This is a genomic window from Sorangium sp. So ce131 (genome assembly GCF_051519095.1).
In the GTDB taxonomy this organism is placed as follows: domain Bacteria; phylum Myxococcota_A; class Polyangia; order Polyangiales; family Polyangiaceae; genus Sorangium.
The window spans coordinates 5,910,950-5,923,774 of sequence record NZ_CP150455.1 but is presented as its reverse complement, the minus strand read 5'-3'; the positions used below and the strand labels follow the sequence as shown (position 1 = coordinate 5,923,774).

Genomic DNA, 12,825 nt, shown 5'->3' with positions numbered 1-12,825 from the left:
GTCCGCCGCGCGCGGGCTCACTTGCACGAGGCGGACGCGAGCAGCGCGGTGATCTTCGCCTTCACCACCTCGAACTCCCGCACCGCGAGATCGAGCTCGGCCTCCCGCTGCCTGCGGCCGGACTCGACGAGGTCGAAGCTCGTCGCGGTGCCGGCCTCGAACGCGACCTGCGTGAGGCGCGCCGTCTCGCGCGCGAGGTCGCGCGCCTGCTCGGCGACCGCGCGCGCCTGCTCGGCGACGGACACCGCGCGCGCCGCCTGGGAGGTGTCGAGGTCGGCCGCGCGCTCCACCGAGCCGAGCCGGGCCCGCTGCTGCTCGACCACGGCCCGGTTCACCCGGAGATCGCCGTAGCGCGCCCCGCCGTCCCAGATGGGGACGGTGAGCACGGCGCTGATGGACCACCCCCAGGACCGCGTCCGGACGTAGGACTCGTCCCCGATCGAGGTCTGGCCGTTCAGCGTGCTCGACAGCTCGGCGTAGGGCGCGAACGCGAGCTTCGCGTCGGTGAGGTTGCGCTCCGCGATCTCGAGCTCGGCCCGTGCCGCGCGCACGTCGGCGCGCTGGTCCGAGCGCGCCTGGGAGCACTGCGCCTGCATCTCCGCGGCGATCCCGTTCAGCGAGAAGCTCTGCGGCACGCCCACCTCGCCGCGCTCGCCGAGCACGGCCCCGAGCGCCTCGCGCGTCTGGCGCAGCGACTCGTCGCCCGACACGAGCGTCGCGCGGGCGAGCGCGACGTCCTGCTCCGCGCGGACCACGTCGAGCCGCGTGCCCGTGCCGAGGCGCTCGCGCCGCCGCGTGAGCTCGAGCCGCTCGAGCGCGCTGCGCAGGCCCACCCGGTTGACCTCGCTGACGCGCTCGGCCGTCACGATCGAGACCACGGCGTCCGCGACCGCGCCGATGGTGAGGCGCCTGCGGTCCTCCAGGCTCAGCTTGGCGACGTCCACCGAGAGCCTGGCGGTGCCGATGCCATACCAGGCGCGCGGGGCGATGATGGGCTGGCGGAGCGTGATCGACGCGGACGCGGTCGTCGGCGCGTCCTCGGACACCGGGAGCAGCGGCTCGGGCCCCGGGGCCGGCGTGGCCGAGGGCGGGTAGGTGACGGTCCTGCTGCCGGCGATGAGGTGCGTCACGTCGCCGCGCGCGTCCAGGCTCGGCAGCGCCGCGGCGAGCGCCCGCCGCGCGATCCCCTCGGCCCGCGCGACCTCCTGCACGGCGATGAGCAGGTCGACCGAGCGCTGGTCGATGATCGCGCGCGCCTCCTGCCAGCTCGCGAGCGTGCGCGGCGCCGCCGGCGGGGGCGCGAGCGCCGGGTCGTTCACCTCGATGCGCAGCGGCAGCGGCGTCCCCGCGCCCGGCTGCGCGGCCGAGGCCGCCGCCGCGGCCGGCGGCTGCTGCCCCGGCCGCGCCTGAGGCTGCTGCCCCGGCCGTGCCTGAGGCTGCTGCGCCTGAGGCTGCTGCGGCGCCTGACGCTGCTGCCCCGCCGGCGCGGGGGCTGTCTGGGCGAGGGCGATCCCCGGATGCAGGGCGAGGAGAGCGGCAGTACGGACGGCGACCATGCGGAGCCAGCGACGGGACATGTGCGACTCGATGCGCCGTCCGGGGCGCGACGACAAGCCCCGAAGCCGCTCTGGGCGCAATCCGGCCTGCGCACCTGTGCGCAGCCGTGGGCGGGGCGAGGGCGCGGCGCTCCAAGCTCGTCGCGACCTGCGGTCCAACTCGTGGCGACGGAACGAAGATCCGCCAGTATTGTGAACTCCGATGGCAAGCCGATTGCCCCCGAACGACATCTGCCTCAGCTGCGGCGGCAGGCGGCGCGGCGGCGCCGCGGCCCCCTGCGCGCGCTGCGGCGAGCCCCCTCTCCACGCCGTCTGGCGGCGGGCCGAGCAGCGCGGCGCTTCGCCGAGGGTCGAGCTGTTCCTGAGCGCGATCACGAGCGGCCTCTTGCTCGCGTACGCGGCGCTCTACGTGCTGCTGCTCGCGGGCCTCGCCGGATCCGCGGACAGCTCCCTCGGATCGGCGGCGCTGCTCGCGGTGATCCTGGCGCTCAGCGCGCGGCTCTCGCGGTGGATCGTGCGCTCGCTGTTCGAGCTGTGGGGCACCACGTGGGCCTACTGCACCGCCGACGGCGCGCGCTGGGGCACCGTGAGCACGCTGTTCGGGTGGTACGGCGCCGGCGAGGGCATGTGCCTCACGGACGTCCAGCCCACGACCGCGGGCTCGACGCTCCTCTGCTCCTCCGACGCGATCGGCGCCGGCCTCCGCACCGTCGCGGCCAACCTCTCGCACCTCACCGGCCAGAAGGGCAGCGACGCGTTCTCGCCGTTCGAGGCGCTGATGCTCACCGCCTTCAGCGGCCTCGTCGCGCGCGGCGAGGCGACCATCAGCAGGGCGACCGCGGTGCGCTGGCGCCGGGACTGGCTCGGCGGGGCGCGGCGGGGCGCCTCGCGCACGGTCCTCACGATCGAGCGCGTGGGCGATCGCGAGGAGGGCGGCGCGATCGAGCGCGAGATCCTCGCGGCGCTGCAGGCGAAGGCGGACGGCCTCGCGTCCGGCGTGGAGCCCGCGCCGCCGGGCGGCTACCGCGACGCGGCCTTCCGGCCGCCGCCCGTGCGGCTCCGCATCGAGGAGGTGCTGCACCCGCGGACGATCGCGCTCGCGGTCAAGGCGCTCCGGAACGAGCCCCTCGGCGGCGCGCCGGTCGCCGTCGCCGCGGCGCTCGACGAGTTCGGCAAGCGCGACCCCGCCCGCCTGACGCAGCTCCGCGTGCTCCTCGCGGAGCACCGCCCGCGCGCGCTGTCCACGTGAGCCCGCGGGCGCCCGCGCTCAGTGCCACACGCCGATGCCCGCGCTCACGCTGTCGTAGCGCGGGGCGAAGTCCATGGACGCCTGCAGCGTGAACGCGGTCTCCGGGATGACGCCCCAGAGCGTCGTCGACAGCACGCGCAGGTCCGCTCCGAACGTGAAGTGCTGCCGCCCCACGCGCCCGAAGCGGTTCGGCTCGTAGTAGCTGCCGAAGCGCGTGTGCACGAGGCCCGGGAGGGGCTCCGTCTCGATCCCGAACCGCGGCGAGAAGCTCACGTACGCCCCCGAGGTCCCCACCGCCGATCCCGCGTCGCTCTCCCGCTCGTTCTGCGCGAGGAACCGCGCCATGCTCACCCCGTTCGCGACGGCCCCCGTGACGAGCAGCTCCGCGGTGATGAGCAGGTGCTCGCGCGGCCAGTTCCAGTACCGGGCGCGCCGCTCCCGCTTGAGCACGGCCGGCCCCGCGGCCAGCTCGCGCTCGTCCGCGGCCAGCTCGCGCGCCCGCTCCGCCGCGAGCGCCCGCGCGCGCGCGGCGCGCTCGCCCGGATCGCCGATCCCGGCGAGCTCCCGCCGTCGCCGCTCCTCCCGCGCCGCCCGCCGGCGCGCGATCCGCGCGCGGAGCTCCCGCTCCTGCTCGTGCGGGTCGAGCCACGCCGGGTTGAGCGGCCGTGGGCCGACCTGCACGGCGAGCCCGACCTCGAGCTCCCACGGCAGGACGACCTCGTTCGGCAGGATCAGCCCGCCGCCCCGCTTCACGCCGGCCTCGTCCACGGTCATGCCCTCGCCGCGCAGCCGACCCCCGTTCACCGGCAGCCGCAGCGTGGCGCCGAGCCGGTACGACGCCCAGTCCGGGCGGACGAGCAGCCCGAGCTCCGGGGCGATGCCCGACTTCGTCAGGCTGGTCCGGTCGGCGTCCACGCTGAGCGTCACCGCCCGGGCGCCGGCGCCCAGCGCGAGCGCGTCGCCGAGCAGGCGGACGCCGCCGAGGAAATGGTACTTGCCGATCACCACCGAGGTCTTGGCGCCGCGGCCCCCCGCGTCGGCGGCGGGCGTGACCGAGTAGCGCTGCAGCTCGGCGTTGACCCCGAGGCCGAAGTCGCCCGCCTGGAGCTGGCCGCCGAGCGTGACGTACACGAAGTTCGAGTAGTCGAGGTCGACGTCGCCGCTGTTGTCGAAGTCGTTGTTCTCGAAGAGCTCGATGGGGATCGAGATCGACGCGGCGACGTCGCCCTCGAGCCAGTTCGTGCTGAAGGGCTCGCGGAGCGCGGGCGCCGCGGCGTTGGCCACCATGCCCGCGATCCCTTCGGCGTAGGCCGCGTACGCGCCGGCGATCCCGGTGACGCGCAGCGGGGCGAGGATGGGCCCCTGGAAGAGGTCGATCGCGTACTGGTTGTCCCGGAGCGGCTGGGCCGAGGCGCCCGGCGCGAGGCCGAGGGCCAGCGCGGCGAAGGCCAGCGCGGCGAGCGCCGCTCCAGGGCGGCGAGCGGCGCCGGGGGCGCAGCGCGCCGCGGCCCCGTCGGTCACCTCGCGCTGCTCCCGTCCAACACCATCTCGTCGCGCCCGCGACGAGGTGATAGCACTGGCCCGCACGGAAGGGACCGCGGAAGCGGATCCCCACCTGCGCGGCCGGGCCCCGGCTCCGGGCTCCCCGGCTCGCGATCGCGATCACGACGAAGGAGGGGCCCGCCCGCCGCCGCGCGGGCGCCCGCGCCCCCCGCCGCCCGCCCCGAGGAATCGCCGCGTTCATGCCCGCCCAAGTCCCCGCGCCCCCCGCTCCTGCCCCGGCCCTGCCAGGCACCGAAGCGCGAGCGCCCCGCGGGCGGCGCCCCGGAGGCCCCCGCGCCCGCGGCCGGCGCATCGCCCTGATCGCCTACTACAGCCTCGGCGCGCTCATCATCATCGCGTGTACCCTCCAGCTGATCCAGCAGGTCTTCTTCCAGCCGGCCGCTCGTTCGCCTTATGGAAGCTGCCAGGAGGGCCTGCTGGCGCTCGTCCGGGCCGTCGAGCGCGCCCGGGACGCCGCGCCCGGGACCGACGGGGAGGACGCCGCCCTCGCCCGGTTCCGGGGCGAGCTCGATCCGGAGTGGACCTACCGGGACGGGGTCGCCGCCGCGTGCCGGGGCTCTGCAGAGGACGAGCGCGCTCTCGACGCCATCGAGCGGCTCCGCTATGCGGAGGAGCACGCAGCGCGGCGCGAGGCAGGCGATCTGGCTCCGCTCCGGCGCCGGGTCCGGGCGATTGTCGATGGCCAGCTTGGGCCCGGGTCCCCGAGATAATACCCCGACGCGGCGATTGCGCAGGACGATATGACCGACATGACCGTTCCTTCTCCCCCTGCCGCAGTGGCGGGTGAAGCCCAGACCGGAGAAAAGCTCCAGCCGCCGCCCACGTTCGACGTGCTCCCCCTGTCGGCGGAGCTGCGCGAGACGCTCGCGGAGATCGGCTATGTCCACCCGACCCCGGTGCAGCTCGCGGTCTGGGAGCCGGTCACGCGCGGGCGCGACGCGGTGGTGCAGGCGCGCACCGGCACCGGCAAGACGGCGGCCTTCGGGATCCCGATCGTCGATCACGCCGTCAAGCGCTCGCTCCCGCACGCGCAGGTGCTCGCGCTGTGCCCCACGCGAGAGCTCGCGCTCCAGGTCTCCGCGGAGATCGAGCGCCTCGGCAAGCGCAAGGGCATCAAGGTCGTCGCCGTCTACGGCGGCGCGCCGATGCAGCGGCAGATCGACGCGCTCGCCGCCGGCGCGCAGGTCATCGTCGGCACGCCGGGCCGCGTGCTCGATCACCTGCGCCGCGGGACGATCGTCGCCAAGCACATCCGCCTGCTCGTCCTCGACGAGTGCGACGAGATGCTCTCGATGGGCTTCGAGCGCGAGCTCACCGCGATCCTCGCCGAGCTGCCGCCCGAGCGGCAGACGCTCCTGTTCTCGGCGACGCTCCCGCCCGACATCGAGCGCATCGCGCGCAGCAAGCTGCGCTCGCCCGAGTTCGTCACCCTCTCGGGCGACGCCGTCGGCGCCCTGCAGATCCAGCACTACGTCTACCTCATCACGGGCGACAAGCTGGCGTCGCTGGTCCGCATCATCGAGGTCGAGAACCCCGAGAGCGCGGTCGTCTTCTGCAACACCAAGGACGAGACGGAGACGGTCGCCGCGGCGCTGAAGCGCCAGGGCTTCGACGCCGACTGGCTGAACGGCGACCTGCCGCAGTCCGATCGCGAGAAGGTGATGAGCGCGACGCGCGAGGGGCGCCTGCGCTTCCTCGTCGCGACCGACGTGGCCGCCCGCGGGATCGACATCTCGCACCTCACGCACGTCATCAACTACGACTTCCCGCAGGACGCCGAGGCGTACGTGCACCGCACCGGCCGCACCGGCCGCGCGGGCCGCACCGGCACCGCGATCGCGCTGATCACCCCGCAGGACGTGGGCCCGCTCTACATCCTCCGGCTCACGTACAAGATCCGGCCGCTCGAGAAGCAGCTCCCCACGGAGGGGGAGCTGAAGACGCGCGCGGAGGCCGACCTCGTCGCGATGCTCGCCGAGGCGTTCCTGCCGAAGGGCACGCACCCGGACGACCTCTCGCTCGCGCGCCGGCTGCTCACGCACGATCAGGCCGAGGCGATCGTGGCGGGCCTCCTGCGCGATCACCTCGGCGCGCGCCCGACGGCCCAGGAGGAGGCGAGCGCCGCGCGGCGCGCGCAGCAGCCGCAGCGCCCGGCGGCGCGCGAGGGCGCGGCCCCCGCGGCGCGCGAGGGCGCGGCCCCCGCCGCGACGCGGCCCGAGCCCGCGGCGCGCGGCGAGGGCGCCCGCGCGGGGGGCGCGCGGCCGGAGCGCGCGGCGGCGCCGCGGGACGTGATCCCGCGCGCGGCCGACTCCGTCGACCCCCGCTCGCCCGAGACGGAGCGCAGCAGCGAGCGCGAGGTGGCGCGCGAGGCCGAGCGCGGCCGCGATCGCGACCGACGATCGCTGCGCCTCCGGCGGGACGACCCGCGGCGCGGGCCCCGCGAGGGCGCGCCCGCGGAGGAGCCGCGCGGCGAGCTGCGCCGCCCCGTCGAGGCGTCGAGGCCGCGCGACGAGGCGCCCGTCTCGGTCGAGCCGCTCACGCGGCCCGAGCCGCTGATGCGCATCGAGCCGCCGCGGGGCGAGGCCGTGCTGCGAGGCCCCGCGGAGCGCCTGCGCGATCGGCCCGGCGCCGCGACGCTCCTGTCGGCGCGCCGCGGCCCTGCCGCCGCCGGCGCGGCGGGCAAGCCCCAGGGCGCCGCGGCGAGCCCGCCGTTCGCGCGCCACGCCGACTTCACGATGTGGCAGCCGCCGGAGGAGGAGGGCGACGACGAGCCGATCCTCGGCGAGCCGCCGTCGCCGGCGCCCGGGTCGCCGGTGTCGCGCGGCGGCGTGGGCAGCGGTCCGGCGAGCGGCGTGGAGCGCGAGCGCGCGAGCGGCGCCGCGCCGTCGAGCCCCGGCGAGCCCGCGGTGCGCGCCGAGGGCGTCGAGCCCGGCGACGCGCCCCGCGCCGAGCCCCCGCGCGACGAGCCCGACGGCGACTTCGTCGAGGTCTTCATCAACCTCGGGCGGCGCGACGGCGCGCGCGCGGCGGACTTCCAGCGCGTGCTCGTCGAGCGGGCCGGCATGGCCAAGGGCGACATCCGGCGCATCCGCGTGCGGGAGCGCAACGCGTTCGTCAGCGTCCCCCGCGCCGATCTCGCGCGGGTCGTGGCGGCGCTGAACGGCGCGACCGTCGCGGGCAAGGAGGCGCGCGCGGAGCAGGCTCGGGAGCGCACGTCAAGCGCCGAAGAGGTGGCCGAGGACGCCTGAGCGCCGCGCGCCGCCGCGGCGCCGTGGCCGATCGAGGCCTCGGGGCCGCGGCGGAGCGGGCTCCGCGCGGACGTTCCGCGCGCGTCAGACGCCGCCCGCCGGCGTAGGCCGGTGGGCGCTCGCGTGCGACGATGTCGAACGATGTCAAGCTGGCGTCCAGCCGGCCTCCATGCGGCGCCGCCTCCGCTCGCATCGCGCTGGCCAAGCTCGCCCACTGGTCGTATCACGGAAGAGATGGCGCGCAGTGGAGCGGAGGATATCGATCGGCTTCGACGGGACATCGATCGAGCGCTTGCCGACAAGCTCGATGCGGACAGGGTTCTGCCGCTGCTCGCGCGCCTGGCCCGCGCGACGGCGCCCGGGAGCGAGCCGTGGCTCTACGCGCACCGCCACCTCGCGGAGATCGGCGTCGAGCACGACCCGTGGCGCGCCGCGCTCTTCGCGCGCCGCGTGCTGCAGTTCCACGTCGAGGACGACGGCGCGTGGGCCGTGCTCGGCCTCGCGCAGTCGCTGCTCGGCAACTACCGCTACGCCGCGCGCGCCTACGAGCGCGCCCTCGCGATCGTGCCGGAGAACCCGTGGTACGCGCATAACCTCGGCCACCTGTACGACGTCGCCCTGAACCGCCCGCAGGACGCCCTGCCGCTCCTGGCGCAGGCCACGGAGGCGCAGACGGGCGAGGCCGACATCGCCGCGAGCTACGCCCACGCGCTCGCCCGGTGCGGCAAGCTCGTGCTCGCCAAGAAGATCTTGAAGCGCGCCATCCGCCACGGCGCGACGGCCGACCAGATGGCGCTCTGGCGCTGGCTCGACGCCGGCGCGCCCATGACCGACGAGAGAGGGCCCGATCCCGAGCGGCCGGCCGACTCGAAGCGCAAGACGAAGCGCCGGCGCGCGCGCGAGCGCCAGAGCGCCGGCGACTGAGCAGTTGGCCCGACGCCCCGCGCTGGTCTCGCGCTGGTCCCTGGCCGCGCACAGGTCCTCCGCGACGCGCGCAAGGGCCCCACGCTCACGCGGAGGCTCCAGCGCGCCGCTCAGCCCCAGCGCGTGATTCCGCGCGCGTTCAGCCCCAGCGCGTGATTCCCAGCCCCAGCGCGCGATTCCGCGCGCGTTCAGCCTGCACGCTCGCACCTCCACGATCGAGGCGTGCATCGGCCGAGCTCAACGGCGCTGCGCTGCGGCACGATCGGCCGGTACCGTCAATCGTGACGCAACGCACGGGGAGGGTGTGCGGACACGGGCTACCTCGGCTGGGCGACTACGGATGTCGTCGCCACAAGCGACACGCGCGGCCGACGCGAAGCTTGACGATAGGTTGTCCGGTTAGCGATAAGCTGTGTTTCTCGACTGGTGCTGGACACGGATGCCCTCCGGGACACGGCACCCAGCGCGGAGAACCCATGAGCGTCACGAGCGTGCAAAGGACGGAGAGGCGGGCGATGTGCGCGGCGCGCACCGCTGACGCCCTGTCCGGCGCGCGGCGCGGAGGAGTCAGCGCGGCGGCTCGCCGCGTCGCTCCCCGGAGAGGCGCGCTGCTCGGGGCTCTGCAGGGCGACGGCGGGCTTAGGATGGAGATCTCGCGATGAGCGAAGAAGCTCTGCGTCGAGAGATCGCGAGGCTCACGGAGCGCGTCGCGACGCTCGAGCAGCAGAACGAACAGCACGAGCGCGCGGCCGGGGAGCAAGCCGCGGCGCTCGAGCGCGCGGAGCGCGAGGCGCGCGAGCGCGCCGATCAGCTCGCGCGCGCCGAGGAGGAGCTGCGCCGGCAGGCGGGCATCTTCAAGCTGGTGCTGGACAGCATGGCGGACGGCGTCGCCGTCGTGGACGACCGCGGCGAGCTCCTGATGCGCAACCCCGCCGCGGAGCGCATGCTTGGCCGCGCGCAGCTCGATCTCGTGTCGGGCGAGGCCCCCGGGCCGGGGGAGGCCACGCTGTTCTTCCCTGACCAGGCGACGCCCTGGCCCGCCTCCGAGCACCCGCTCTCGCGCGCGCTGCGCGGCGAGACGGTCGACCAGGTGGAGCTCTTCGCCAGGAAGCCCGTCGAGCAGGACGGGCGCGGCGCCCGCCGGGCCCACGGCGCGGCCGGCTCGGCCATGCCGACGCTCGCGCCCGCGTCCGGCCCGCTGGGAGACGACGGCGAGCCGCGCTCGGTCCGGCTCCCGTCGCTGATCGCCGATCACCGCGGCGAGCCTGGCCAGGCGCCGGGGCTCTTCCTGACGGTGAGCGCCAGCCCGATGCGGGGCAAGGACGGATCGATCTCCGGCGCGGTCGCGGTCTTCCGCGACGCCACCGAGAAGAAGCGGCTCATCGAGGATCTCGAGGCGAAGAACCGCGATCTCGTCGAGAGCGAGAGCGCCAAGAGCGAGCTCGTCGAGCGGCTCCGTTACGCCATCGACGAGATCTCCACGCCCATCCTCGAGCTCTGGGACGACGTCCTCGCGCTGCCGATCATCGGGGTCGTCGACTCGCGGCGGAGCGCGCAGATCATGGAGCGACTGCTCGACGAGATCGTCCGTCGCCAGTCGCGCTACGTCATCATCGACGTGACGGGCGTCGAGGTCATCGACACGCGCACGGCCGACCATTTCTTGAAGCTGATCAAGGCGGTCGAGCTGCTCGGCGCGCGCTGCCGCATCACCGGGGTCCGGCCCGCGGTGGCGCAGACGATGGTGGAGCTCGGCATCGATCTCGGCTCGGTGCGCGCCGCCCGCAACCTCAAGCACGCGCTGCGCGAGAGCCTCGCGCTCGCAGGGCAGAAGCCGTCGCTCGCGTCCCTCATGGGCGGCCGCCGCGGCGCGGCCAAGGGCGAGGACGGCGCGGCGGCACAGCCGTTCACTCCAGGCGGTCCAGGGGCCGCGCAGGGTCCGTCGGGCAGCGGCCCCACCACCAAGACACAGCTGCAGCTCAGCGCGAGGAAGGAGACGTCCACTTGATGCAAGCGGGTAGGGTCCCCATCGTGGGCCTCTTCGGGAACTTAATCGTCTCGGTGCAGGGCGGGCTCACCGACGGCCAGGTCGAGCAGCTGCGCGACGACGTGACCGGGTCGATCGAATCGCGATCGCCTCGCGGCCTCATCGTCGACCTGTCCGGCGTCGAGATTCTCGACAGCTATCTCACCCGCGCCATCCGCGACATCGCGCTCACGGCCCGGCTGATGGGCGTCCGGACGGCGGTGTGCGGCCTGCGCCCGGCGGTCGCGATCGCGCTCGTGGAGATGGATCTCGAGATCCCGGGCGTCGTCACCGCGCTCAACCTGGAGCGCGCCGTCGAGATGCTCGCGCCGTCCGCCGAGGACGACATGGTGCCGCCGGAGCTCACGAACGAGGTGTCGCATGAAGATCCCTCCTCGTGACGGACCGCCCTCCAGCGGCGGCGCCACGGGGCCGCCGTCGAGCCGGTCCGGAGGACCGGTGTCGACGCGCATGCCGGCCTCTCCGCAGTCGGCGCGTGGACCTGTGCCATCGTCACCGCAGATCGTCGGTCGGTCGATCACCGACCAGATCGAGACGGTGCTGGCGCAGTTCCTCTCGCCCGCGGTGAGGAAGAGCGTGATCGACTGCGGCATCCGCCAGGCGAAGGTCGATCCGCTCTACGCGCGCGAGGGCGATCTCAGGCGCTTGCTCGTCGAGGTCAAGCGCGGGGTGAAGCTGTTCGTCCGCGACCAGGCGCAGCTCGACCGGTGCATCTCCGAGCTCGGCGAGCTCGATCATGCCGCCCCGGCGCCGCGCGAGATCACCATCGACGTGCGCAACGAGGAGGACGTGCTGCGCGCGCGGTCTGCGGGCCGCGAGCTCTGCATCGAGCACCTCGTCAGCGACGTCCTGCAGACGAAGATCGTCACCGCGATCTCCGAGCTCGGGCGCAACATCGTCCGGTACGCGGGGAGCGGGCAGATCGTCGTCCGGTCGCTCACCTCGCCGATGCGGGCGATCGAGATCATCGCGCAGGACAACGGGCCTGGGATCTCGAACCTCCCGGAGATCCTGAGCGGCAAGTACCGCTCGCGCCACGGCATGGGCGCGGGCCTCCGCGGAACGAAGGCCCTGATGGATGCGTTTGATGTCAAGACGGCGCCCGGCGCGGGCACGACCGTGACGGTCAGGAAATATCTCGGATGACGGTCGCGATCGGTTCGGCCTGCTGCGTCGCGTCTGGCGAGGAGGTGGCCGGGGACGAGGTGGTGGTGGTGCGGCAGTCCCCCTGGGTCCTGATCGGCCTCGCGGACGGGCTCGGGCACGGCCCCCATGCGGCGGAGGCGGCCTCGGCCTTCTGCCGCTACGTGGAGGAGCACGCGTCGATGCCGCTCGAGGATCTCCTGACCGCGGCGGGAGAGCAGCTCTCGTCGACGCGCGGGGCGGCCGCGGCGCTCCTGCGCATCGACGAGAGCGCGGGCGAGCTCGAGTTCTCGGGCGTCGGCAACATCGCGATGAAGGCGATGTCGCGAACGGCGATGCCGATCTTCTGCTCCGCCGGGATCCTCGGGCGCCGCGTGCGGCGGCTCCGGAGCTTCCGCTTCCCGATGACGCCGGGCGACGTCGTCGTGCTGCACTCCGACGGCATCGCCAGCGGCTTCGATCTCACGGCGTTCCGTGATCTCGATCCGCAGGAGATGGCGCGACGGATCGTCGAGGTCCACAAGAAGTCGTTCGACGACGCGACGTGTGTGGTCGCCCTGATGCGCGACAGGTCCATCGCGTGACCCAGAGGACCCCGCCCGCCTTCAACATCCCGGTCACGCGCGAGGAGGATCGCTTCGCGTGCGCGGCCGAAGGCGCGCAGATCGCGCGGTGGGCGGGGCTCTCGGATCGCGCGCAGCACGAGATCGCGATCGCGATCGCCGAGCTCGTGTCGAACGCCGTGCGCCACGGCGGCGGCGGGACGATCAGCATCCGCGCGATCCGGGAGGAGGCGCCCACGGGGAGCGGCCGGTGGGGCGTCGAGGTGATCGTGCGCGACTCCGGCCCGGGCCTGGATCCGCGGCTGCTCCAGGTGGACGAGGCCGGCCCGAAGAGCGACCGCAGCCCGTCCTCGTCGTCCAGCGCGCGCCTCGTGCCCAGGATGCCCGGTCAGGGGCTCGGCGTCGGGCTCGGCGCCGTGCACCGGCTGATGAGCTCCGTGATCATCCGCTCGTCGCCCGGCGTCAGCACCGAGGTGATCGCGGTCAAGTGGAAGTAGCGCCGGCGCGCTCCAGGCGCGCGCGCGCTCCCGCC

At 74.7% G+C, this 12,825-nt stretch carries 11 protein-coding genes; 9 read left to right on the top strand and 2 right to left on the bottom strand.

Going from position 1 to position 12,825, the window contains the following annotated elements:
- Window positions 1–17 precede the first annotated feature (17 nt).
- A complete protein-coding gene (locus tag WMF43_RS21445; protein ID WP_437682857.1) occupies window positions 18–1,577 on the bottom strand; it encodes a TolC family protein in 1,560 nt (519 codons plus the stop codon).
- Between the two features lie 181 nt (window positions 1,578–1,758).
- Here WMF43_RS21445 and WMF43_RS21440 point away from each other — a divergent pair, with 181 nt between their 5' ends.
- The gene (locus WMF43_RS21440; RefSeq protein ID WP_437682855.1) at window positions 1,759–2,805 is read left to right on the top strand and encodes a hypothetical protein; all 1,047 of its coding nucleotides are present in this window, start codon (window positions 1,759–1,761) and stop codon (window positions 2,803–2,805) included.
- An 18-nt stretch (window positions 2,806–2,823) separates the two neighbouring features.
- Here the strand turns inward: WMF43_RS21440 and WMF43_RS21435 are convergent, their stop codons facing one another.
- Window positions 2,824–4,326: a hypothetical protein gene (locus tag WMF43_RS21435; protein ID WP_437682854.1), complete on the bottom strand. Its 1,503-nt coding sequence runs from the start codon at window positions 4,324–4,326 to the stop codon at window positions 2,824–2,826.
- 221 nt (window positions 4,327–4,547) lie between these two features.
- On the opposite strand from WMF43_RS21435, the gene WMF43_RS21430 reads away from it, so the two are divergent.
- From WMF43_RS21430 to WMF43_RS21395, 8 genes are all read left to right on the top strand, one after another.
- Window positions 4,548–5,078 (top strand): hypothetical protein, encoded by a 531-nt coding sequence (locus WMF43_RS21430; RefSeq protein WP_437682852.1) that lies wholly within the window; start codon window positions 4,548–4,550, stop codon window positions 5,076–5,078.
- 39 nt (window positions 5,079–5,117) lie between these two features.
- The gene (locus tag WMF43_RS21425) at window positions 5,118–7,616 is read left to right on the top strand and encodes a DEAD/DEAH box helicase (RefSeq protein ID WP_437682850.1); all 2,499 of its coding nucleotides are present in this window, start codon (window positions 5,118–5,120) and stop codon (window positions 7,614–7,616) included.
- 234 nt (window positions 7,617–7,850) lie between these two features.
- Window positions 7,851–8,540 (top strand): hypothetical protein, encoded by a 690-nt coding sequence (locus WMF43_RS21420; protein ID WP_437682848.1) that lies wholly within the window; start codon window positions 7,851–7,853, stop codon window positions 8,538–8,540.
- A 658-nt stretch (window positions 8,541–9,198) separates the two neighbouring features.
- Window positions 9,199–10,548, top strand: a complete 1,350-nt coding sequence (locus tag WMF43_RS21415) for an STAS domain-containing protein (RefSeq protein ID WP_437682846.1) — start codon at window positions 9,199–9,201, stop codon at window positions 10,546–10,548.
- Window positions 10,548–10,967 carry an STAS domain-containing protein gene (locus tag WMF43_RS21410; protein ID WP_437682844.1) on the top strand — a complete coding sequence of 140 codons (420 nt, stop codon included), beginning with the start codon at window positions 10,548–10,550 and terminating at the stop codon, window positions 10,965–10,967. The genes WMF43_RS21415 and WMF43_RS21410 overlap by 1 nt, the downstream gene beginning before the upstream one ends.
- Window positions 10,948–11,733: an anti-sigma regulatory factor gene (locus WMF43_RS21405; RefSeq protein ID WP_437682843.1), complete on the top strand. Its 786-nt coding sequence runs from the start codon at window positions 10,948–10,950 to the stop codon at window positions 11,731–11,733. The genes WMF43_RS21410 and WMF43_RS21405 overlap by 20 nt, the downstream gene beginning before the upstream one ends.
- Window positions 11,730–12,314, top strand: coding sequence for a SpoIIE family protein phosphatase (locus tag WMF43_RS21400; protein WP_437682841.1), 585 nt, complete (start codon window positions 11,730–11,732; stop codon window positions 12,312–12,314). The genes WMF43_RS21405 and WMF43_RS21400 overlap by 4 nt, the downstream gene beginning before the upstream one ends.
- Window positions 12,311–12,790: an ATP-binding protein gene (locus tag WMF43_RS21395; RefSeq protein ID WP_437682839.1), complete on the top strand. Its 480-nt coding sequence runs from the start codon at window positions 12,311–12,313 to the stop codon at window positions 12,788–12,790. Before WMF43_RS21400 ends, WMF43_RS21395 begins: the two co-directional genes overlap by 4 nt.
- Window positions 12,791–12,825 lie beyond the last annotated feature (35 nt).